The 22890-nt window shown below is 58.6% G+C and carries 16 protein-coding genes; 5 read left to right on the forward strand and 11 right to left on the reverse strand.

Features of this window, described 5'->3' with window-relative positions:
- Window positions 1-139: 139 nt before the first annotated feature.
- The 5 genes from BBI10_RS14130 to BBI10_RS14150 form a co-directional block, all read right to left on the reverse strand.
- On the reverse strand, window positions 140-1486 hold the full coding sequence (locus BBI10_RS14130) for a TolC family outer membrane protein (RefSeq protein WP_065989681.1): 1347 nt from the start codon (window positions 1484-1486) through the stop codon (window positions 140-142).
- Between the two features lie 13 nt (window positions 1487-1499).
- Window positions 1500-2804, reverse strand: coding sequence for an HlyD family type I secretion periplasmic adaptor subunit (locus BBI10_RS14135; protein ID WP_065989256.1), 1305 nt, complete (start codon window positions 2802-2804; stop codon window positions 1500-1502).
- Window positions 2797-4575, reverse strand: coding sequence for a type I secretion system permease/ATPase (locus tag BBI10_RS14140; protein WP_065989258.1), 1779 nt, complete (start codon window positions 4573-4575; stop codon window positions 2797-2799). The genes BBI10_RS14135 and BBI10_RS14140 overlap by 8 nt, the downstream gene beginning before the upstream one ends.
- 23 nt (window positions 4576-4598) lie before the next feature.
- Entirely contained in the window at window positions 4599-4928 is a 330-nt protein-coding gene (locus BBI10_RS14145; RefSeq protein ID WP_083233121.1) for an AprI/Inh family metalloprotease inhibitor, read from the reverse strand.
- 112 nt (window positions 4929-5040) lie between these two features.
- Window positions 5041-6456, reverse strand: a complete 1416-nt coding sequence (locus tag BBI10_RS14150; protein WP_065989262.1) for a serralysin family metalloprotease — start codon at window positions 6454-6456, stop codon at window positions 5041-5043.
- 471 nt (window positions 6457-6927) lie between these two features.
- Here BBI10_RS14150 and BBI10_RS14155 point away from each other — a divergent pair, with 471 nt between their 5' ends.
- Window positions 6928-7158, forward strand: a complete 231-nt coding sequence (locus BBI10_RS14155; protein WP_065989264.1) for a hypothetical protein — start codon at window positions 6928-6930, stop codon at window positions 7156-7158.
- Window positions 7159-7378: 220 nt separating this feature from the next.
- Window positions 7379-8377, forward strand: coding sequence for a bile acid:sodium symporter family protein (locus BBI10_RS14160; protein ID WP_065989682.1), 999 nt, complete (start codon window positions 7379-7381; stop codon window positions 8375-8377).
- Window positions 8378-8525: 148 nt separating this feature from the next.
- Here the strand turns inward: BBI10_RS14160 and BBI10_RS14165 are convergent, their stop codons facing one another.
- The 5 genes from BBI10_RS14165 to BBI10_RS14185 all read right to left on the reverse strand — a co-directional run bounded on the left by BBI10_RS14165 (window position 8526) and on the right by BBI10_RS14185 (window position 16350).
- Window positions 8526-9167, reverse strand: coding sequence for a hypothetical protein (locus BBI10_RS14165; protein WP_065989266.1), 642 nt, complete (start codon window positions 9165-9167; stop codon window positions 8526-8528).
- Window positions 9168-9557: 390 nt separating this feature from the next.
- Window positions 9558-9908 (reverse strand): hypothetical protein, encoded by a 351-nt coding sequence (locus tag BBI10_RS14170; RefSeq protein WP_065989267.1) that lies wholly within the window; start codon window positions 9906-9908, stop codon window positions 9558-9560.
- A gap of 222 nt (window positions 9909-10130) precedes the next feature.
- The gene (locus BBI10_RS14175; protein WP_065989268.1) at window positions 10131-10763 is read right to left on the reverse strand and encodes a hypothetical protein; all 633 of its coding nucleotides are present in this window, start codon (window positions 10761-10763) and stop codon (window positions 10131-10133) included.
- Window position 10764: 1 nt separating this feature from the next.
- Complete coding sequence (locus BBI10_RS14180; RefSeq protein ID WP_244160367.1) at window positions 10765-15492, reverse strand: RHS repeat-associated core domain-containing protein; 4728 nt, start codon at window positions 15490-15492, stop codon at window positions 10765-10767.
- 414 nt (window positions 15493-15906) lie between these two features.
- A complete protein-coding gene (locus BBI10_RS14185) occupies window positions 15907-16350 on the reverse strand; it encodes a hemerythrin domain-containing protein (protein ID WP_065989270.1) in 444 nt (147 codons plus the stop codon).
- Window positions 16351-16578: 228 nt separating this feature from the next.
- On the opposite strand from BBI10_RS14185, the gene BBI10_RS14190 reads away from it, so the two are divergent.
- Window positions 16579-17313, forward strand: a complete 735-nt coding sequence (locus BBI10_RS14190) for an alpha/beta hydrolase (protein WP_065989274.1) — start codon at window positions 16579-16581, stop codon at window positions 17311-17313.
- A gap of 418 nt (window positions 17314-17731) precedes the next feature.
- Here BBI10_RS14190 and BBI10_RS14200 read toward each other — a convergent pair whose 3' ends face one another.
- Window positions 17732-18916 carry an MFS transporter gene (locus tag BBI10_RS14200; RefSeq protein WP_065989283.1) on the reverse strand — a complete coding sequence of 395 codons (1185 nt, stop codon included), beginning with the start codon at window positions 18914-18916 and terminating at the stop codon, window positions 17732-17734.
- 280 nt (window positions 18917-19196) lie between these two features.
- On the opposite strand from BBI10_RS14200, the gene BBI10_RS14205 reads away from it, so the two are divergent.
- Both BBI10_RS14205 and ligD read left to right on the forward strand, forming a co-directional pair.
- Window positions 19197-20114: a Ku protein gene (locus BBI10_RS14205; RefSeq protein WP_065989284.1), complete on the forward strand. Its 918-nt coding sequence runs from the start codon at window positions 19197-19199 to the stop codon at window positions 20112-20114.
- 60 nt (window positions 20115-20174) lie between these two features.
- Window positions 20175-22850 (forward strand): DNA ligase D, encoded by a 2676-nt coding sequence (gene ligD, locus BBI10_RS14210; protein ID WP_065989683.1) that lies wholly within the window; start codon window positions 20175-20177, stop codon window positions 22848-22850.
- Window positions 22851-22890 lie beyond the last annotated feature (40 nt).

Here is a 22890-nt window from a genome sequence, read left to right on the forward strand (position 1 = left end):
GCGCAGGGTGCGCATGGTTTGGGATCAACTCCCAAGGAACATAGTTCACCGCATTTAGGCGTCATGCATATGCAGTTACAACTGCCGTTCTGGTGGCCAGCTGAGGTGAACCGGACGTTACCCGTACGGCCACTGATGCTTAGCGATACGGCCGTCCCGCGCCAAACGCCTCATCGACCCGCGCCAGCTGCTCGGCGGTCAAGGTGCCGGCGTAGTAATGCAGCTTGATCCAGGCCATCAGGTACTCATATCGAGTCTTCGCCAGGTCCTGACGGGTGCTGTAAAGCTGTTGTTGCGCATTCAGTTCGTCCAGGTTGACCCGCTCGCCGCCCTTGATGCTGTATTGCGTAGACACCACCAATGCCTCCGCCGACGCCAACGCCTTGTCGTAAGCGCGAATCTTCCGTACGCCCGTAGCACAAGCGTTGAACTGGCGGCGCAACTGGATCAGCGTCTCACGGGTTTTGCCCTCAAGGTCATACTCGGCTTGCTCCAGGCTACGACTGGCCTGGCGGCTGGAGGCGCTGACGCCCCCCCCGGCGTACAGCGGCAGGCTGATTTCTAGGCCAATGGTGTTGGTGTCGTAACGCTGGTTGTAGGTGTTGCCACTGTCGGATTCCATGCTGCGCACCGTGGCGTAGGCGTTGAGCTTGGGCAGATGCCCGGCGACGTTGCGTTTCACCTCCTGGTGCGCGACTTCCAGCAGCTGGCGCTGGGAGGCGAGGTCGGCGTTCTCACTCAAGGCGATGGCATTCCACGCCTCGTACGTGGTGGGCGTCAGGGCCAGGAAGTTGAACGGCGTCCGCAGGGGCGCCAGTTCGTCGATGCGCACCTCGGCCACGCCGATCAAGGCCCCCAGCTCACGCAATGCAGCGTCTTGCTCATTCTGCGCTTCGATTTCCTCGGCACCGGCCAGTTCGTAACGGGATTCGGCTTCCAGGATGTCGGTTCGGGTGCCTTCGCCCTGATCGAACATCTGTCGGTTTTGCTCGAACTGCCGCTCGAACGCTTTCTTCTTTGCCTCGGCAATCTCGATCTGGTCGCGACTGAACAGCGCCTGGCTGTAAGCAGACAACACCCGCACCAACAACTCCTGACTCTTGCCTCGAAAGGCCTGGTCGGCAAACAACGCCTGTGCCACGCCCTTGCGATAGTTGGCGTAGGCCTCGTAGTCGATGATCGGCTGCTGCACGCTCAGGGTTGAACCGAAACTGTTGTAGTGACGGTCCTCGCGGGAGCTGGGGCGATCGTCGCTTTTGTACGTGGCCCTGGAGTCGTTGCGTCCCTTGTTGTAATTCCAGGCCACTTGAGGCAACAGCCCGGCACGGCCGATATTCCGATTCTCCAGCCCCGCGTCACGCTCCTTCATGGCGCCGAGAAAGACCGGGTCTTTACGCAAGGCCTGCTCATAAACGTCAAACAAACCCATTGCCTGGGCCTGCATGTTGGCGCTGATCCACAGCAGCGCTGCCAGCCAGATTTTCATGTACCGAAACATCCTATTCCTCGGTCAGTGCCATGCCTGCGCGATCCATCAAAGGCTTGAACAGGTAATTGAGAAGAGAGCGCTCGCCCGTGCGGACGAACATCTGCGCCGGCATGCCGGGTTTGATCACCAAGCCCTTGAGTGTGGCCAGCGCTTGGTCGGTGACGGTGCTGCGCACGATGTAATAGGGCTGGCCACTGCGCTCGTCGAGTAACTGATCGGCGGAAATCAGGCTCACCGTGGCGTTCACCCGCGGCGTACGGCTCTGATTGAACGCGGTGAAGAGCACATCCACCGGCAGCTGTTCGGCCACCTTGTCGACCATGTTCACCGGGAGGTGGCCTTCGATCTCAAGGCCCTCGCCCTGGGGCACGATTTCCAGCAGCGATTCACCGGCGTGCACCACCGCGCCTTCGGTGTGCACCGAGAGGTTCACGGCGATGCCATCGGCGGGGGCGTTGATTTCACTGTGGGTCAGACTGAATTGTGCCGAGGCCAGTTGCTGGCTCAGCGTGATGCTTTTCAGCTCGGCATCGGCCAGTTGCCCGCGCACCTCCTTTTGGTACTCCTCGACGCCTTGCTGCAGGCTCAGCCGCGATTGCTCGATCTGCTGAGCGACCCGCCCTGTGTCGCCAGTGTTCTGTGCCAGATCCCGTTGCACCTGGGACAGTTGCCGGTCGTAGTCCATCAAGCGGTTGCGGGCGATGTAGCCGCGCTCGGCCAGCGGCCGTAGGTTCTCCAGCTGCTGGCGCAATGACTCGGCCTGGGCCTGAAGGTCATTGCGCGCCTGGCGCATGCCGGCGAGTTGGGCAATGCCACCTTCGATGGTTGCATGGATGCCTGCCTGGGATCGCTGAAACGCCTGGTGCCGGCTGCTGAACAGCTGCCGCTGGCCTTCCAGCACACCGAGCAGCTGTGCAGACGCTTTTTGTAACAGGGCCTCGGGAAAGCGCACCTGCACACTGCCGTCGCGTTCGGCCTGGAGCCTGGCGATGCTGGCCTGGGCCAGTTCGTACTGGGCGCGCAACGATTGCACGTCGGCCTGCACCTGGGTGTGGTCAAGCTGGAACAGCGGTTGGCCCTGATGCACCAATTGGCCCTCGCGCACCAGGATGCGACTGACCACGCCGCTGTCCACCGACTGCACCGCTTTGCGCTTGCCCGAAACCACCACCGTACCAGGCACTGCAATGCCTTGGTCGAGCGGGGCAAGTGCAGCCCAGAGGAAAAAGCTCCCGGCACCGAGCAGGGCCAGCCACCAGCCTGCGCTGACGAAAAACTGTGCGCTGCGCTCGGGTTTGAGGATGTGTTCATTCATGGCGCTGACCTCCTTGCTGCGCGCCGAGCTGGCGACTGGTACTGACCCCTTGCATCCCGTGCGGCCGTTCAGGCGCAGGCGGAGCTCCGGAGAGCGCCCTCAAGACATCACCCGCGGGACCAAACAATTGCAGACGTCCATCGTTGAGCACCAGCAGGCGGTCTGCCTGATTCAGTACGGCTGAGCCATGGGTAATCAGAATCACCGTGCAACCGCGGGCCTTGAGCTGCGCGATGGCAGCGGCCAGTGCGGCCTCGCCGTTGCTGTCGAGGTTGGAGTTGGGCTCGTCGAGCACCACCAGTTTCGGCTCGCCGTACAGCGCACGGGCCAGCGCCACGCGCTGCTTCTGACCGCCGGACAACCCGGAGCCGCCGTCGCCCAATTGCGTGTCATAGCCTTGGGGCAGACGCAGGATCATTTCGTGCACCCCTGCCAGTCGTGCGGCGGTCACCACCTGGTGCGGATCGGCGTCGGTAAAGCGTGCGATGTTGTCGGCGATGCTGCCGCTGAACAGTTCGATGTCTTGGGGCAGATAACCGACATGGGCGCCCAGCGCGTTGCGGTCCCAGCGGTGCAGCTCTGCACCGTCCAGACGCACCACCCCGGCCAGGGGTTGCCAGACCCCGATCAACACCCGGGCCAAGGTTGATTTGCCGGAGCCGGATGCACCGAGCACACCCAGGGTTTCTCCGGCATTCACGGTGAAACTCAGTTGCTGCAGCGTCACGGTGGTCCGCCCCGGTGGGGCTGCACTGATTTGCTCGACACTGATGTGCCCGGTGGGAGCGGGCAGGGGCATGGGCGCTGGACGCTCGGGATGGGCGATCAGCAGGGCGTCGAGCCGCTGCCAGGCCAGCCGCGCGGAACTCCACTGTTTCCAGACCGCGATGAGCTGATCAATTGGGGCCAGCGCACGACCCATGAGGATGGAGCCGGCGATCATCATGCCGCCGCTCATCTGGCCTTCGATGACCAGCAGTGCACCCAGCCCCAGCACCAGCGATTGCAGGCACAAACGCAGGCATTTGCTGAACGAACCGATCAGCGCGCCGATGTCGCTCGCGCGGTTTTGCCGCTCCAGAAAACGGCTGTGCAAGGCGAACCAGCGCTGGCGCAACGGCACCAGCATGCCCATGGCCTGGATCGCTTCGGCATTGTTCAGGTGACTGCCGGACAACTGGCTCGATGCCACGGAAAAGTGCCCGGCCTGGGCCAGCGGCTTGCGGGTCAGCGTTTCATTCAGCCAGGCGAGGGCGATCAGTGCCAGCGCACCCACCGTGGCAAACACGCCCAGCCAGGGGTTGAACAGAAAGATCACCGCCAGGTAGATGGGGAACCACGGCGCATCGAAGAAGGCGAACAATGCCGGGCCGGTGGCGAACTGCCGGACCAGGGTCAAATCGCCCAGCGCCTGTGCGGCATTGCCTTCGCCCTGGCTGAGGTTGCGTTCGAAAGCCGCCTGGTACACCTGTAGGTTGAGGCGCCGCTCCATATCGCTGCCGATACGGATCACCACAAAGCTGCGTATGGCTTCCATGAGCCCGATGAACATGAAAAAGGCGACAACCATCACGGTCAGCATCGCCAGTGTGGTTTCGTTTTGCGATGACAGCACCCGGTCGTAAACCTGCAGCATGTAGACCGAGGGCACCAGCATTAACACGTTGATCAGCGCGGTGAAGGCGCCGATGCTGAGCAGGATGCCTTTATAGGCCTTGAGCGTGGCCCACATGGGCGCGCGCGGCAGGGGGCTTGGCCGGCCTTGGGTCATGGGGGTTCATCCTTGAAAAAGAGTCAGGAGCGTGGGGTGGCGCTGGCGGGTTCGCGTTGCAGTAAAAGGGTGCGGCCATCGGGCAGTTGGGCCATGTACAACCCTTCTCGCTGGCGACCCATGTGCACCAGGAGTTCGTCGTGGTCGTCGACCAGCGCGATGCCATCAGGCGTCGGGTACCAGGTTGCCGCTGTGCCGCCCAGCCAGTGACCGGCGCAGGCCAGATCTCCGGCGAGCCGCCCGTCCTGTTCCTGCAGAATCAACGTGCAGGGTTTCTGCGCATCGTCCTTGGGGTAAAACTGCCAGGGACCGGCCAGTTCGGCGGGGCTCGCGAGACGTAGGCTGCTGGCCATGAGGGGTGCTCCGCTTAAGGTGAAAAGCGTCGTGAACAGACACGCCGCGGTCTTCCAATTCATTGATCTGCTCCGGGTATAGGGACGGCGCTCTCACGCCGCCCCCTCAGGCTTAAACCACGATGTCAGTCGTCGCGGCCTGGCCTACGGTGTTCACCATGAAATCGGCCGCACGGTCGCCCGTGAGGTCGATCGACAAGGTGCTGCCAGTGCTGATCTGGGACAGCATGGCCTGACCTGCCGTACCGCTGAACGCACTGACGAACGTCAGCGGGATGTGGCTTGTCGCAAACTCCGGCATGGCCGACAGATCGATTTTGTCCTGACCGCTGACAAAGTCCATGAGCTGGTCCGGCGCCGACGGCCGTGAGTCACTGCTGGCCGCGAATACAAACGTATCCGCGCCCGTACCACCCCACAGTTTATCGGCACCGCCGCCACCGAAGATGATGTCGTTGCCGGCACCACCACGGAGTTCGTTGGCTGCGCTGTTGCCAATGATCAGGTCATTGCCCGAGCCGCCGATGGCGTTCTCGATGACCACACCTTTGGCAATGGACACGTTGCCCACCAGGCCGCCGACATCCGAAAACGAAGCCTCGTTGAGGTTGATTTTCTGGCTGCTGGTGTAGCCGGAGAAGTCCAGAGTGTCCTTGCCACCGCCATCCCATACCGCGAACACCAGCTTGGACGACGAGGACGTCGCCGAGTAGTAGTCACGATCTGCTGTGGAGTTGAAGCCGTAGGTGGTGTCTGCGGCACGTGTCGCGAGATTGGCACCGTACAGCTTTTGTACGGCGGCAATATCGTCGAGCAAGGGTGCCGAGGCGTAAGCCCCTTTGGCGTTCTGCCCGGTGTTGGTTTCGCTCCAGTAGCTCATCACGCTGTAGCCGCGAGTGTCCTGGGCATAGGTGGCATCGGCATAGGTCGGGTTGCCGTTGCCGGCGTTGTAATCGCCGGGGTGCGACAGGCCCAGGGTATGGCCGATTTCGTGGGTCAGGGTCTGGCGCCCGTAGTTGCTGGTGCCAGGGTTGGCGTTGACCTGATAGCTGTTGTTGATCATGTACCAGGACTGACCTGCATACGAGCCGCTATCAGGGAGGTAGGCAAACGCCGCGCCGCCGTTGTCACCGCTGTAGTTGCCGAACGTCATGTGCCCGTCACCGCCGGAATTGGCTTGGGTGAAGGTGACTTTCGCGACATCGGCCCAGGACTGCATCGACAGCTTGGCCTGGGATTGTTGCAGCGCCGAAAAGGCGCTGAACGTGCCCAGGGTGCGATCGAAATCGGCGGGTCGGCTGGTCAGGAAGGTGTAGGTCAACTCGATGGTGCCGCTCTTGTTCGAGTCTGCCCATGCGGCATGGTCGCGCAAGATGTAGTCGGCTGCCTTGTCCACCGTGTACGACGGTTTTCCGTTGATCGGGTTTCCGCCTCGATCGTATTGGTGGCTGAACGTGTTGATCTGGTTGTAGGCAGAGCTTGGACCCTGCGGCGTGACGCCGAGGGCATTGAGTTTAAGTTTCGACATTCAGACATATCCTTGTCTGCGTGAAAAAAAACGACCGAATGACCTCAGGTGCGAGGTCATCCAATCACTCGCTTGGTGCATGAAGCGAGGAAAAATTGGCACAGGGTTGGGACGATCGTCCAGCGATTTAGTTAAAAATGTATCAAGATTTCTCAAATATGTAACAAATTCGACAAACATTTGCCATCAAGTGACACGCTAGCGTTACACATGAAGCGGGGTGGGAGGGTTACAAGCTCAGCAAGACCGCTTTGTTCGTGATGGCACATTGGGGGTGGTTGAACCGGTCTTTCCCTGACAGTTTTGGAGGGGAAAATGAGTGAGGGGCGGCCAGGCCTCTGTTGGTCTGAACTTTGCTACAGCCCTGTTACAGGCGGCCTTGATCACCGAAAATTGGCGCGAAGGCACTCCTGACATCACCTTTCGTTTTGAATCGGCATGCGCCACGACGCGCACGCCCAGGAGCCGGCCATGAGTACTCTCTCGGAAATTGCAGCAAACCTCCTGAAACGCGAAGACAGTCCCGAGATATCCGCTGCACAGGCTGGCCCCCGTGGGCCGATGGGCTGGGAACAACTGATGATGCTCTCGAAAGAGAAAGACATAGTGAAGTGGCAAGCCGCATTGTCCCGCCTCATCGCCGACAACCCGGGCCAGCGTCGGGTGACCGTGATGCGCGTGATTCAGGGCGGTCTTGCCTGACATAACCCGGGTTATCGCTGATCCGCTTGTCGACGCAATGTCTGGCAAGCGGCTCCCCCTGCGTCTAGTGGGACCGGCTTTAGCCGGGAACAGGTACTCGGTAGGTCCAGATCGGCCGAGGTGTCCGTTAGGCGCTATTGATCGACTTATTGGCGTTAGTCGGCACGTGCATTGCGCGCTAAAGTGACGGGCATGTTCCTGGCACCTTCGGATGACGCAGATGACCCGCCCCCGCTTTCTCCCCGACAACTTCACCCTCATGCTGATCACCGTGGTGATCATCGCCAGCTTCCTGCCGGCCACCGGGCAAGTGGCCGTTGGCTTCGGCTGGCTGACCAACATTGCCATTGCGCTGCTGTTCTTTCTCCACGGCGCCAAACTGTCCCGCGAATCGATCATCGCCGGGGCAGGGCACTGGCGCCTGCACCTGCTGGTATTCGGGCTGACATTCGTCCTGTTTCCCTTGCTCGGTCTGGCACTCAAACCCGTGCTGTCGCCCCTGATTGGCAAAGACCTGTACATGGGCATCCTGTACCTGTGTGCGCTGCCCGCGACGGTGCAGTCGGCGATCGCCTTCACCTCACTGGCGCGCGGCAATATTCCGGCGGCGATCTGCAGCGCGGCGGCCTCCAGCCTGTTCGGGATATTCTTGACGCCGCTGCTGGTCACGCTGTTGCTGAACGTTCACGGCGAAGGTGGCTCGACCCTCGATGCGATCATCAAGATCAGCGTGCAGTTGCTGCTGCCGTTCATTGCCGGCCAGATCATGCGGCGCTGGATTGGCGCCTGGGTCGGACGCAACAAGAACTGGCTGAAATTCGTCGATCAAGGCTCGATCCTGCTGGTGGTCTACGGCGCGTTCAGTGAAGCGGTCAACGAAGGCATCTGGCAGAAAACACCGATCTGGGACCTGGCCGGGCTGGTAGGAGTGTGCTGCCTGCTGCTGACACTGGTGCTCGTGGCTGCGACCCTGCTGTCCAAGCTGTTCGGCTTCAATCAGGAAGACCGCATCACCATCCTGTTCTGCGGCTCGAAGAAAAGCCTGGCCACCGGCGTGCCGATGGCCCAGGTGCTGTTTGCGGGAAGCACGATTGGGTTGCTGATCTTGCCGCTGATGCTGTTTCACCAGATTCAGCTGATGGTGTGCGCGGTGGTGGCTCAGCGGTATGCGAAGCGGACGGAGCCGGTGGTGGAGTTGATGGCGCAGGTTGATCCTTGATTCTGGGGATCAACTCACTGGCGTGATGGAAAAGCCCCGATGATTCGGGGCTTTTTGCGTTTGGAGTGGGTGGGTACACCCAGAGCGGATGTAATCATGCTTGCCCGTCTTGCCCGTATTTAGGATTTAAGCATCGGAAGGGAAGGCCCTACAAAATCCGACTAGAAGGTTTTTTGCCGTTAACTATCAGCGCCTTGCTGACCTGCTGATAAGCTGCCCCCCGGTACCGTCTCCTCAGAGAGGAGGATGTCAATTCAAGCTCGTGAAAATCCATAGTGAGTTTTATAGCGTCAGTCGCGATTTTTTTTAATGCCCCTATTTCATCGTAGTCACGTTCCAGCGTCACGACCTGATACCCATCCCTCCGGTTTCTATGGCTGAATCGCACTGCCAGCGAATCATCAAAAATTATAGCGCCGTCTTTATTGTCATGAAAAAAATAGAATGTCATGCGTTTGGCAACTTCAGGGTGGTGTTGACCATATCTGATATATTCTTTTAATAGTGATGTGAGCCTCACTCCTTTTAAAACTCTGAAGCCGCTAGCTACCTGCTGGTCCTGAAAAAAATAGGGCTTCAACACCACACCTACACTTCTATTGTGGTGACTTACATTGTAAAGCTTCTCAAAAAAGTGATAGTCATCGACTTTGCCTGCTAGCTCGAAGTCTTGAGAAATAAGTTCGTTTGGTGAAAAATTTTCGAGTCCAAATACCTCAGGGTGTCTTAGTGTTGCACCCGTTAAAAACTGGATGAAAATCTCAAAAAATGATGATGCCAATACGTTCATATTGCATTCCGCTGTTATCTACTGGTCGTGAGTCAAAGTGGGGACTCGCTTTAAGTATTAAAGGAGTCCGTCCCCTTTAACCCATGGTTGAGCCCGAGAGTAGGGCGAAGATCAGGGCACAGGCCCTGCAGAAATTGAAGGCCAGTTTATCGGTAAGCATACGATATCTCGTAGTGTGAAGGTTGAGGGTATTAATTGTGTTGTGGTGGGATTTGAGCCGAGTGAATCTCCCCATCGGATCAATAGTTAACGAAAATTGAAGAGCTGTTCCCTTTTGTTTATGGAAATTGGAGAAGCTAGCAAATGGTTAATTTTTGAGTTAAAGGGGGGCGTCCCCTTTAACTTAGTTTAGTTCCATTTCGTGCCTGCGACGTCTACATGTAAGTTTGATTATTGGGATCTAATCCATTTACACATTTCTTTTTTGATTTCATCCAGTAAAGCCACTTTTCCTACTAGGACGAGTTCACGATTCATTTCTTTGTCATGATACGACACCAACTTATCGATATCCTCATCGAGCACTATTCTTAGAATTTGACCATTGCTTTCATTTTTTGTAGAGAATATTGGATTGCCGTCTTGACACGGCGTCCCATCCGAAAATCTCGTATTGCCGTACGGCACTTTAAATTTGCCAGCGTCCAGTCCCTGCTCCTGCGCCTCCGAATAAAACAACTCATATAAATGCCGTTCCAGACCAATGTAGGATTGCGCGTTATCTAGATAGCTGCTGAACATATATTTACTCCACGAAAGCCTTGCCGGTTATAATTTCAATGTCGACCCGCTCATGTTTGGTGTCCTTCACCATAAACGTACGGTTGATGTAGAGTTAAAGGGGTCCGTCCCCTTTAACTTGCTATTGTTTTTCTACTGAAAGTCACATCTCCGCTACCTTTGTCGTGCACTGAATCGTCAATATGGCTTAAGGGTCTGTCCCCTTTATAATAACCCTTCAAGTTAATAATAGATAAGTTCGCGCGTGCTTTTGACAAACTTAATTGTCGCGTGATCCGCAATTATCTCTTTGAATTCGCTGAAGAAGAAATCTAGATTCGAGGAGAAAACGATAAATGCATCGCGGCCATGCTCGCCCGATACCACCCGCCGCATTACATAGTGGCAAGTCTTGTCTAAAGCTTCAAATAAATCCTTCCCAGTGATCGACAAACGCTCGTCCTTAAGCATGCCGGCAAGTGTTGACATCGTTGGCATCACGGCAGGCCTGTGTCTTGAGATCACTTTATATTTTTTTAGGTCAGCTTCATATTTTGAATGTTCGCTCAGCAATGATTCAAACTTGCCATCCTTTTCCCGAAATAATAGTCGAGACATTCGCACGACGTCCCCTGCCTGCGGTCGTTTGACGCTTAAATGCTGTAAATCAACTGAATAGCATCTGGAAACCAGCGTGCGAATTGCGGCATTACCATGAGGTGTGGTATGGAAGCCAACATTATTTTGTAAGTCAGTTGCCATTAGTAGCGCAAACTCATCATGATTTCCCGCGGACATTTCGGTTATGAGATTATCCACTTGAGTTCTAAACTCTGAGAAATCCGCTTTGAAGCACATAATTTTATAGTATTTCATCTCAGTGTCCTTTACGGCCTGACGGATAGGTAAATATTAACACCTCACCTTTTTTATTTGTCGCGTGGACATGAGGCATTTCATGGTGCTCCGGTTGTCCAGGCCCAACCAAGTCAGGATGTCCATCTGGGTGGTCAAATACCTCTAGCTGCTGTTCTTCAACTTCGCGACCGAGCGTGGCAATTCCTCGTTTTTTTAGGCAGGCACAATTTACTCCACGGCTACTAGGGTGGAGTCGTTCCATTGGAATGTCCTTTCCTCCTCTACCTACTCGCGGGACTTGGGCATGTTGCTGCGCCTTCTTCATTGCGCTCCTACGGCTGTTCGTTGCGATGACTTTATGCAAGCCGAGTGGGTCGATCCACTCCACCGGGTTTGCAGCATATGCGTAAAGGTTTAGCCCGCCCGAATACCCTATCGGATCCTTGCTAATGAACCGCCCGACCTTTGGATCATAGTACCGATGCCGGTTGTAGTGCAGGCCGGTCTCGTGGTCGTGGTATTGGCCCTGGAAGCGGATCGGGTTGGTCAGGCCGACTTGTTGGGCGAATTCAGAACGCTGTTCTTTCGCTTCGCCCCACGCTTTGTATTGGGCGCTCCAGGCGGTATTGCCGTTTTGGTCGGTGATTTCCTGCGGGGTGCCGAGGTGGTCGCATTGGTACCAGGCCAAGGTGTCGATCGGGAGTGCGACAGGTTTGTAGTTCCAGAGCGGGTCTTCTTTGAAGTTGTAGCGGCCCTGATAGGTCGGTTGGCTTACCAGGCGGATGGTTTCGTGGCGGATGGCTTGGGCCACCGGGACGAAAGTGCCGGGCTCGTGGATGTAATGCACCGTCCGGCCGAGGGCGCCAGCGTATGGCGGTGGGCTGCTTTCCCAGGCCAGGTTGTCGCCGTCCCAGCCGTACAGGGTGAAGCCGCAGCCGAGTTCGCGTTCTTTGCGGGCGTGTTCGTTTTCGTTCCAGCCGGTTCCGGCTTCCGGGCGCGGTCGGTAGTGGGCTTTGGAGAACTTGTAGAGGCGCCGTCCCAGAGGGTCGTAGCCGAAGTCGACAGTCAGGCGCGAATCTCGGAAGTGCACCAGACGATCAAATAGATCCCAGTGAAGCTCGCTGCGCAGGCCGTTGGTCCAGCGCTCAGTCTGGTTGCCGCGCTCGTCGTATTCGTAGTGGCTGCCGGCGTAGTCGCGCAGCAGGTTGTCGATCAGCTTGTGGCGGACTGGCTCGGGATCTAAAGGTCGGCGGACTGGCGCGTCGCTGTCGTTGAGCAGGTTGCTGGCCGGGTCGAAAGCGAAGGTTTCCACGCCCAGGCGGCTGGTGGCATTGATTAGTCGGCTGACGGGATCGTATCGGTAGCTCAACTCCCCACGGCGGCTGTCGTCGATGTCGGTGAGTTGGCCGGCGGCGTCGTAGGTGTACGCGCGTTTGATGAGTGTGGCTTTGTCGTCGGGACGTCCTAGCAGTTGCTCTTGCAGGCGTCCCGCCGGGTCCCAGCTTTGGGTTTGCAGGAGTTGGTTGCCCTGGTGGCGGGCGACTTCGCGATGCAGATCATCGCGCTCGTAACTGAGGAGTTCGTGCTCGTCCAGTTTCAGCCCCAGCAGATGACCGCTGCCATAGGTCAGCCAACTGACGCGATGGCCGTCAGGACGGATAGTCGCGACGCGGTTGTTCAGCACGTCGTACTCGTGCTGCCAAACGGCAACCAGCGGTTCTATCAGGCTGGTGTAGTGCTGATGTTCGCGCAGCAGGTTGCCGGCCGGGTCGTGGAACCATTGGAGCTTGCTGACGGCGTTGGTCGCCATGACCAGATGGCCATTGCCGTCGTAGGCGAAGGTTTCGCTCTGAGACTTCTCCCCGAGGGTGGCGCGGCGTTCGGTCAGGCGGCCCATGGGGTCGAAGGTCAAAGCAATGGAGCGCTGCCCGTTGATAGTCTCGGCAAGACGCCCGGTTTCGGGATCGTACTGATATCGAGTCGAACGCTCATCAAAGCCGCGCTCTTCCAGCAGCCTACCCACAGGGTCGTAGTGAAAGTGAGCGCGGCGCTCGTTTTCGTTTTCCAGCGCCACCAGCCGGCCAAGCTTGTCCCAGCGGTAACGCAGGGTTTGTTCGGCGGCATCAACGCGTTCGGCGATGAATCCCGCAGCGGTGTAGCGCCACGTCGTGCAGCGTTCCAGGCCATCGGAGTGGGCCAGCAAACGACCTTCTGCATCGCGGCTGAAGCGTTCTTCGGTTTTGTCCGGATGCTTGATCAGGACCAACTGACCTGATTTGTATTCGTACGCGGTGCTGTGGCCAACAGGGTCGGTGAAGCGAACCATCTGGCCGCGTTCGTCGTATTCCCAAGCGCTGACCTTGCCAGAGCAGTCGGTGTACTTAACGAGTTGTCCGGCGTCGTTGTAGGCCAACGCCTTTGTATTGCCGTTAGCGTCCTTGATCGCGGTAGGAAGACCGAAGCCGTTGTAGGCGTATTCGGTAACGTTCTCTAGCGGATCGATCGCCTCAACCAAGTTTCCGCGAAGGTCATAGTCCCGTTTCCACAAGCCACCCTCGCCATCGCTGATCTTGATCAGGTGGCTTTTATCGTCGTAGGCGTAATTCATCACGCTGTGATCAGCGCGGGTGTGTTCGGTCAGATTGCTTAGCTTGTCGTAGCGATACCGGTCGGTGCTGCCATCGGTGTGGACGTGGCGGATGATGTTCTTGGCGGCGTCGCGGAAGAACCACTCCGAGCGACCATCGGCATGGCAAATGCGATAGGTATAACCGAGGCTGTCGTAGTAATGCCGGGTTTCGTTACCGAGGGCATCAGTGACAAAGGTCAGACGGATGTTTTCATCCCACGCCAATCGCGTGTCAAAACTGCCGTCGTCAGCCCATTCGCGTACGGCCTTGGCATCCGGGCCGGAGCCTTGCCATTGCAGGTTCAGACCGCGATTGGTGCGGTCGGTGTAGCGCGTAATCAGGTGATCTTGATACTGATAACGCCATGTACCGCCGTTCTCATCCTGAGCCAGAACAAGGTCACCAAAACCATCGTACTGATACGCGCAGAGTTGGCGTTTGACGCCGCCGTCACGTCTTTCCCAAAGGCCGGTTAGCTGCCCCTGATCATCGATCAAAATGCCCAGGCGAAGATGGACTTTGTTTAGATCTTTCTCCGAGTAAGTCACCAACTCGGAAAGAACCATCTGATCACCGTGCCGATGCTCGTAATGCAGCATCACCCCAGCGCCGTTGGGCAAAACCTTGTTGATCAGAACAAAACGACCACCCCGCCGAACATAGGTTTCCCTGTGTTCCAGGCCACGCATCAGCACCAACCGGTCCTTGCTGACGCGGCTAACGGTCAGATTTTCAATGGCGTCGAAGTGAAAAAGTTTGACCTTTGGAAGAGGGAATTCATGGCTACGGCCATCGGCGTCATGAAACACCAAACCATCGCCGACGAGATCAAAGCGTGTCGTAAACGGCGTAATCCAGCGTGCGCCGATAACGTCCTGATCGTAGGCATCGAGGCTCGAGCAATAAGTCCGAGTCCACTCAATGGGAAACGGCCCCGGCAGACTGAAATCGGTGTGACTGACCGACTCCGAGCCCATCGCAAAACTGATGCTGTTCCGCGTCGCCGCACAGGCACACTCACAAGGACACGGGCACGCACATTTCTTCCGCTCGTTAGGCCGCCCCTTCGCAGGCCGCTCATGCTGAACAACCTCCAGCTTGCCTTCACCCGCCTGGCGCTTGGCCTGATTGGTAACGCCAGGCTTGATGTTGAAAGACTGCCCATGCCCATTGCGCGAACGCCAACTGACAACCGCGCCGGCCAGTGTCTGCAGCAACGAACCGATGGAGTTCTGAACCTCTGGATCCGCCAGACGATTTATCTGAGTCCTGAGGTCTTTGCCCATAGCACGCAACGAGTCGGCGTGACCTTGGACTTTGGTTTCCAGCGCCTCGGGCAGCAGAGTCTCGACAACGTCATTGACCTTGTCTTTGCCTGCGGCGATGTAGAGTTCGGCAACTGCAGCGAACATGTTGCCAATCGAAGCTTTGTGGTCGTACGCCCACTGATCGCGGGAGACGCTGATCAGGTGTACCGCTTCATTTAGATTGCTTTCGGCGTCAAGCTTGCCGACGACCTTCCTCGCGCCGTGGGCAACCTTGGCCACCTTCTCAAGGCCATCGGCGATCTCGATAAACACGCTTTCGCCCAATGCCACGGCGCCATCGAGAATCCCGGGAAGCTTGCCCTGCGCCTGACGCACAAAGTCATCAAGGGTCCCGACAATGGTGGCATTGAGGTGCCCGATCAGAATCTCGATCAGCGCATCGCCCAACACAACCTTGCCCGACCGACGCATTTCCTGACGCACCAGAAACAGCATCGGACGAAGGCTCATCCGCGCTGCTGCCATGGTGGGCGGGATTGGCATCATCCCGATCAGATTAATGCCGAGGCTTACCCAATCCAGAAGCTCACGCTCCGGACTTTTCGAGAGGGTGGCGATGTCATTCAGCGCATCAACCAGCGCCATGACGTTGCCCACCACCGGCAGAAACCCGGCCGCGCTTTTGATTCGCTCGAGCGTGACAACCCCGCCACTGATCTCCTGCAGCCAGGCGTCAACGTTGGCCGCACCGGCGCCAACGTCTTCTAGCTGAATCTGATCAAGCGGAACGATCGCCACTTGCGGTTCGCGTTTCTCACCACCAACGGGCAGATTTAAGGGGGTCGCCAAGGATGCTCTCCGTGCTCAAAAAACCACCCGGCGGGCGTGTTTGCCGAACCGGGGGCGACGGAGATATCAAGGGCTGTGCCAGCCACGAATTAGCCAATTAAAATCAATGACTTAAGAGAGGAAAAAGCAGGTGTTAGCGAACGCCGCACCTAAAGACAAAGAAATAGTGCGCAATAAGTTGCGCACCCCTGTGCAACTTCTTGCTCACTCGCCTGCACGCCAAAAACGACGTGGCCTCCAGCCGGTCAATCGCCCCATTTCCAACAAACGGGTGCGCAACTTCCTGCGCACACCGCCAAGACAGCACCCAGACGGTCTTCACCAGAAACACTGCATCGCGAACAAGAACACACGGCAGAAAACGCAGGCAAAAAAAAGCCCCGAAGAATCGGGGCTTTCAGCATTCAGAGCGGCTCAGGCTTCAGCCAGTTGCTCCTCGTACTCCTTCTGATACTCACTGGCCAGCGACTCTTTCTGCTTGTCGTCCAGCAGCTTACCCGCCGACTGGAAGAACTTCTGCTCTTCTTCCTTGAGGTGGTGGTGGACTTTCTCCGACAGCTTCTTGGCCGTCGCCAGCCATGAGGGGCTGGACATATCGGTCTCGTCGAGTTCTTCCATCATTTCGTCCATTTCATGGTGCTCGGAAATGGCATGGCGGCTGAGGTCGATGCCGTTGTCGAACTGCATCAACGGGATATAAAAGAAGCGCTCTTCGGCGGTTTCATGGGCCTGCAGCTCCGCTTTCAGCTGTTTGTAGGCTTCGACGCGTTCCTTGCTGTCGCCATGGGTTTGGATCAAGGCATCGGCATAGCCGCGTTGCCGGTCATGACTTTCTCTCAGGGCTTCAAAAATATTCACGGGTGCTCCTTGGTTCGGCGACGGGCTGATGTGCTTATCCCTAGACCGCAGCGGGTATTCGGCCGTTCCGTTGTACTTCGAGCCTGAACGTATTGCCCATCCCCGGCCAAGATGAAAAACCGCTCCCATACAGCCCGCCGACAGCTCTGATCGAACACTGACGGGCTGACATTCGCGACATGCTGCGTATGATGAGCCCGACGTTTTTCGCAAAAAAGGCTCACCCCCATGATGAAATTTTTCGCCGCGCTGCTGTGCATGTTCACTGGCATGGCCCACGCAGAACCTGCGCTGCTCACCGATCTTGCGCTGCCGTACGTGGCAGCGGCGCCCGCTGAATCCAAAGACAAACCCCTGATCATTTTCCTGCACGGCTACGGCAGCGACGAGCGCGACTTGCTCGATATCAAAAACGATCTCTCCCCGAGTTACACCTATCTCTCCGTGCGTGCGCCGCAGGAAGTCGACGGCGGTGGCTACAAGTGGTTTACCCAGGACACCGATCAGGCCGAATACGAAGGCGTGACCAGCGATGTCGACAAAAGCACCGACCTGCTGCGGACCTTCATCGAACAGGCCACCGAGAAATACCAGACCCAGCCCGATAAAGTGATCCTGGTCGGCTTCAGCCAGGGCGCGATGATGAGCTATCAGATCGGCCTGCAATACCCGGAGCTGGTGCACGGCATCGCGCCCTTGAGCGGCAAGATTCTCGCGTCCCTCCATTCACGGCTGAAGCCCGACGAGCGCCTGAAATCGCTGAAAGTGTTCATCGGCCACGGCTCGGCCGACACCCGCGTGGCTTACTCTGGCGCGACGGATGCCAAAGCCGTGCTGGAGAATCTGCTAATCGTTCCGGAATTTCATTCCTACGCCGGGGCAGGGCACACGATTACAACGGCTGAGGTGGCGGATTTGAAACGCTGGCTGGAACGCGAGTTGAGGGTCAAGGGGGCTGATTAGCCGGGGAGCCAAGCGTGCAGAGAGCCGCGTTGCGGTTGATGTGTGATGTGGTCGCGAAAAATGCATTCGCTATAAATAGTTACCGCACAGAGGCGCGGCGCTACAACCATAATCTGCGCTATGGATGTATGGCGAGAGGGCACGTTATGAACGTCAAAAAACGTAAGGCTAAAATTCGGGAAATGACGGAATTCAGTGCCGAAGCGCACAGGCGCGCTGCGGAATATGCTCAGGCTCAATTGCACTTTCTGCGCTTAGCGCTGGAGATCGGCAGAGACCTCGGACCCACTGGCCCCATGGCTGGGTTCAGGGGCTGAACCTTCACAAGAAAACCGCCGAATCGGCGGTTTTTTCTTGGGCGGCGAGCAGCGCCTCACGCCTTTGGTCTAAGCATCCTCCGCGTGCCGTGCTCCGTTCTTCATGGCCGTGAGTTCTTCAAAAAACCCAACAACGCCAACACCGGAAACACGCTCCCCACGATCACAATCCAGACCCAGCCACCATGGTCATACAGCGCGCTCGCCACCACCGAACCAATCGCGCCGCCGATAAAGATGCTGGTCATATACAGCGCGTTGAGCCGGCTGCGGCTTTTGGCGTCGAGGGCGTAGACCGCACGCTGGCCGAGGACCATGTTCATCTGCACGCAGAAATCGAGGATGACCCCGGTCACTGCCATGCCAATCACGGCGTATGCCGGTTCGATCAGGCTCGGCAGAAAGCTCAATGCGGCGAATAGCATCGCGCACAGGCTGGCGACCCGGGTGTGTCCGGCATCGGCCAGGCGGCCGGCGATGGGGGCGGCGATAGCGCCAATGGCGCCGACCAGGGCGAAGAGGGCGATCTGGCTTTGCGACAGGCCGTGATTGCCTGCCAGTTCCAGCGGCGCGGCGGTCCAGAACAGGCTGAAGGTGGCAAACATGCAGGCCTGATAGAACGCGCGCTGGCGCAGGACCGGCTGTTTGCGCAGCAGGGTCCATAATGATTTGAGCAACTGGCCATAGGTGGCAGTGTGCGTCGGCTGATGTTTGGGAATGGTGGTCGCCAGCACCACGCTGATCAGCAGCATCACCGCGGCCGCCGTGCCAAACACCGCGCGCCAGCCGAAGTGGTCGGCGATCAGACTGGCAGCGGGCCTGGCCAGCAGAATCCCCAGCAGCAGGCCGCCCATGATGCTGCCGACCACGCGCCCGCGTGTTTCTTCCGGCGCCAGGTTGGCGGCCAGTGGCACCAGAATCTGCACCGCCACCGAGCTGAAACCCACCAGCAGCGAGGCGATCAGGAACAGATTGGGCGTTTGCGCGAACGCGGCGCTGAGCAGACTGAGAATGGCGACGCCGGTGGTGACGATCATCAGGCGACGGTTTTCCAGCAAGTCGCCCAGCGGCACGAGGAAGAACAGGCCGAGGGCGTAGCCGATCTGGGTGAGCGACACGATGAAGCTGGCCAGGGTGCCGGACAGCCCGATGTCCGGCGCAATCAGGCCAATGATGGGCTGGGCGTAATACAGGTTGGCAACGATCGCGCCGCAGCAGAAGGCGAACAGCATCGCCAGGCCCTTGGTCATCGTGGCGCCGTGGATTGCGGGGGAACTGGAGGTCATGGGGATACCGGTGAGGTCGCAGGCCTGACAGAGACGGCTCTGGTACGGCGTGCAGAATAGAGTGGCGCGAGGTTAACGCTTTTTCATTGCGTTAAGAAGGGGCCGCTGGGCAATCGCGCAGCGTTGGTCAGCGCGGCTTGCGGCCCGAGATCATGACTGCCCATAAGCCGGGCACCCCCCTGATAAGAGTGACGCTCCGGTCGTTCGGCCGAAACTTTTCCGCGTGCGCTTCGGTCACTGCTTAAACATACCCCCTCACACCCCATCGGAAATACAAACTATGCCTCGGGCAATCTGGAAAGGCGCGATCAGTTTTGGGCTGGTGCATATTCCTGTGGCGCTGGTGTCGGCGACGTCCCGGCAAGGTGTCGATTTCGACTGGCTGGACAAGCGCAGCATGGATCCTGTCGGTTACAAGCGCATCAACAAGGTCTCCGGCAAGGAGATCAATAAAGAAAACATCGTCAAGGGCGTGCAGTACGAGAAGGGACGATACGTCGTCATCAGCGAGGACGAGATTCGCTCGGCGCACCCGAAATCGACCCAGACCATCGACATTTTCGGTTTCGTCGACAGCGATCAGATTCCGCTCCAGCACATCGACACGCCTTATTTCCTGGCCCCCGACAAGCGCGGCGAAAAGGTTTACGCGCTGTTGCGCCAGTCGCTGGTCGACACCGGCAAGGTGGCGCTGGCCCATGTGGTGATTCGCACCAGTCAGCACCTGGCGGCGGTGATGCCGCTGGAATCGGCAATCGTGCTCGTGCTGCTGCGCTGGCCTTCGGAAGTGCGCGGGCTGGACAGCCTCGAACTCCCCAAGGAAGCCACCGACGTCAAGCTCAGCAAGAGCGAACTGGACATGGCCAAGCGCCTGATCAAGGACATGAGCACCGAGTGGACGCCGGACGCCGACGAGTACCGCGACACCTTCCAGGATCAGATCATGTCGCTGGTGGAAACCAAGGCCCGCGAAGGCAAGATCGAGAACGTCGAAACTGACGCCGGCGACACCGAGCGCAAGTCGGCTGATGTCATCGACCTGACCGAGCTGCTCAAGCGCAGTCTGGGCGGTCGCAGCGGCGCAGCCAAGGCACCTGCAAAAGCCAAACCGGCCAGCAAAAGCAAAGCCGAGTCCAAGGACGATGCGCCGGCAAAGCGCCGTGCACCGCCCCGGAAGAAGACCACCAAGGCTTCTTGAACGCGAGTCGTGTTGTAGCGTTAAAAGATGCAGCGTTCCAATGCGCAGAGGTTCATCGTCATGGCAAAACCTGTGAGTGAATACACCCGCAAGCGCAACTTCGATGTCACGTCCGAGCCGGCCGAAGGCGAGGGCAAGGCAAGAAGGAAGAAAGGCAAGGCGCTGAGTTTCGTCATTCACAAGCACGATGCGCGCAATCTGCATTACGACTTTCGCCTTGAGCTGGAGGGCACGCTGAAAAGCTGGGCGGTGCCGAAGGGGCCGAGTCTGGACCCGAAAAACAAGCGCCTGGCGGTGCACGTTGAAGACCACCCGCTGGACTACGGCAGCTTTGAGGGCAGCATTCCCGAGGGCGAATACGGCGCCGGCGACGTGATCGTCTGGGATCGCGGCATCTGGCAGCCCCACGGCGACCCGCAGGAAACCTACAAGGCGGGCAAGCTCAAATTCACCCTGATCGGCGAAAAACTCACCGGTGACTGGGCGCTGGTACGGACCCGTTTGCCGGGCAACAGCGACAAGGAGCAGTGGCTGTTGATCAAGGAAAAGGACGACGCCGTGCGCGCGGGCGAAGACTACGACATCGTCGTCGACAAACCTGAGAGCGTGGTCAATGGCGCAACGGTGGGCGAGGGACGTAACCCGGCCAAGAACGCCAAACGTCAATCGGCGGCGCCTGAACCCGCCAGTAAAACTTCGGCCAGTACGAAGCCCGCAAAAAAGCCAGTGGAAAAGAAAGCCAGAGCACCGTCGCCCAAACAGAAAGGCGTGCCGGCCAAGCTCTCGCCGCAGTTGGCGACGCTGATGGACGCGCCCCCCGAAGGCAAATGGCTTTACGAAATCAAGTACGACGGTTACCGGATCCTGACCCGCATCATCGATGGCGAGGTGAAGTTCTTCACCCGCAACGGCAACGACTGGACCGAGCGCCTGCCGCTGCAGGCCAAGGCCATTGGCGGTCTGAAGCTGGACAACACCTGGCTGGACGGCGAAGTCGTGGTCCTCAATGCCGCCGGGTTACCGGATTTTCAGGCGTTGCAGAATGCGTTCGACATCGACCGCAGCATGGACATCATTTATTACCTGTTTGACGTGCCTTTTCTGAACGGGGAAGACTTGCGCGATACGCCCGTCGAAGACCGTCGCGCGGCGCTGAAGAAAGTCCTTGGGCGACAGAAAAAAGGCCTGCTGCGGTTCTCCGAAGCCTTCTCGGCAGGCCATCGCGACATCATCGAGAGCGCCAGTCTGATGTCCCTCGAAGGCGTCATTGGCAAGCGTGCCGGTAGCGTGTATCAGTCCAGTCGCAATGCCGACTGGATCAAGCTCAAGTGCAAGTTACGGCAGGAGTTCGTCATTGTCGGCTTCACTAAACCCCAGGGCGCGCGCAACGGTTTTGGCGCGCTGCTGTTGGCGGTGAACGAGGAGGGCGCAGGTCTGGTGTACGCCGGTCGGGTCGGCACCGGATTCAATCAGCAGATGCTCGGCGACTTGCTCGAGCAGATGAAGCCGCTGGAACAGGACACATCGCCCCTGGAGAAAAAAGTGACGAGCGCCCAGGCCCGGGGCGTGCACTGGATAAAGCCGACCTTGGTGGCGGAAGTCGAGTTCGGCGAATGGACCCGCGACGGCATCATTCGTCATTCGGCGTTTGTCTCGTTGCGCAGCGACAAGCCGGCCAGCGAAGTGGTCCACGAGCACCCGATACCGCCGAAGGACATCAAAGCGCCGTTCAAGCCCCGTGCCGCCAAGGCCTCAGCGCCCGCGAAGAAGTCCGGGGCCGGTGACAATGCTGGCGCCGAGAAATCCAGGCCGACCCGTAAGCGCGCAGGCAAGGACCGCATCGAAGTGGCCGGCGTGATGGTCAGCCATCCCGAACGGGTGATTGATGCGCAGAGCGGCCTGCACAAGATCGAGCTGGCGCAGTATTACGAGTCGGTGGCCGACTGGATTTTGCCGCACCTCGACCACCGTCCCGTGGCGCTGCTGCGTTGCCCCGAGGGCGTGGAAGGCGAGCAGTTTTTCCAGAAGCATTCCGAGCGCATGGCGATCCCCAATATCAAGCAGCTAGACCCCAAGCTCGACCCCGGCCACGCGCGGTTGATGGAGATCGACAGCGTCAAGGCACTGGTCGGCGCGGCGCAGATGGGCACCATCGAGCTGCACACGTGGGGCGCGACCTACGATCAGATCGAGCTGCCGGACCACTTCGTTCTCGACCTCGACCCGGGCGACCAGTTGCCTTGGCGTAGCATGATCGAAGCCACGCAACTGACGCTGTCGACCCTTGATGAGCTGGGCCTGGACGCGTACGTCAAGACCAGTGGCGGCAAGGGTATGCACATCGTCGTGCCACTGGCGCGTCGGGCCGATTGGGAGTCGGTCAAAGCCTTCGCCAAGGCGCTGGCGCAATTCATGTCCCGGGAGCTGCCGGACCGATTCACTGCGACGTCCGGGCCGAAGAACCGCGTCGGCAAGATTTTCATCGATTACCTGCGTAACAGCCGCGGCGCCAGCACCGTGGTGGCCTATTCGGCGAGGGCGCGGCCGGGGTTGCCGGTGTCAGTGCCGATCAGTCGTGACGAGCTGACTGAGGTGAAGTCCTCGGCGCAGTGGAACATCACCAATCTGCAGCAGCGGTTGCGCAAGCTGAAGGAGGATCCGTGGGCCGGTTACAAGCACAGCCAACGCTTGACCAAACCGATGTGGAAACGCCTGGGCGCAACGCCGCCAGCTTGAGGCATCGGATCAGGCGTCGATATGGTTGGTCAGGCTGCGG

This window comes from Pseudomonas graminis (genome assembly GCF_001705435.1).
Taxonomy (GTDB): domain Bacteria; phylum Pseudomonadota; class Gammaproteobacteria; order Pseudomonadales; family Pseudomonadaceae; genus Aquipseudomonas; species Aquipseudomonas graminis_B.

Coding starts and splice junctions, on each gene's coding strand:
- BBI10_RS14130 (WP_065989681.1), bottom strand. CDS start 1,486: ATGAAAATCTGGCTGGCAGCGCTGCTGTGGATCAGCGCCAACATGCAG.
- BBI10_RS14175 (WP_065989268.1), bottom strand. CDS start 10,763: ATGAAATACTATAAAATTATGTGCTTCAAAGCGGATTTCTCAGAGTTT.
- BBI10_RS14165 (WP_065989266.1), bottom strand. CDS start 9,167: ATGAACGTATTGGCATCATCATTTTTTGAGATTTTCATCCAGTTTTTA.
- BBI10_RS14135 (WP_065989256.1), bottom strand. CDS start 2,804: ATGAATGAACACATCCTCAAACCCGAGCGCAGCGCACAGTTTTTCGTC.
- BBI10_RS14160 (WP_065989682.1), top strand. CDS start 7,379: ATGACCCGCCCCCGCTTTCTCCCCGACAACTTCACCCTCATGCTGATC.
- BBI10_RS14150 (WP_065989262.1), bottom strand. CDS start 6,456: ATGTCGAAACTTAAACTCAATGCCCTCGGCGTCACGCCGCAGGGTCCA.
- BBI10_RS14205 (WP_065989284.1), top strand. CDS start 19,197: ATGCCTCGGGCAATCTGGAAAGGCGCGATCAGTTTTGGGCTGGTGCAT.
- ligD (WP_065989683.1), top strand. CDS start 20,175: ATGGCAAAACCTGTGAGTGAATACACCCGCAAGCGCAACTTCGATGTC.
- BBI10_RS14155 (WP_065989264.1), top strand. CDS start 6,928: ATGAGTACTCTCTCGGAAATTGCAGCAAACCTCCTGAAACGCGAAGAC.
- BBI10_RS14190 (WP_065989274.1), top strand. CDS start 16,579: ATGATGAAATTTTTCGCCGCGCTGCTGTGCATGTTCACTGGCATGGCC.
- BBI10_RS14200 (WP_065989283.1), bottom strand. CDS start 18,916: ATGACCTCCAGTTCCCCCGCAATCCACGGCGCCACGATGACCAAGGGC.
- BBI10_RS14145 (WP_083233121.1), bottom strand. CDS start 4,928: ATGGCCAGCAGCCTACGTCTCGCGAGCCCCGCCGAACTGGCCGGTCCC.
- BBI10_RS14140 (WP_065989258.1), bottom strand. CDS start 4,575: ATGACCCAAGGCCGGCCAAGCCCCCTGCCGCGCGCGCCCATGTGGGCC.
- BBI10_RS14170 (WP_065989267.1), bottom strand. CDS start 9,908: ATGTTCAGCAGCTATCTAGATAACGCGCAATCCTACATTGGTCTGGAA.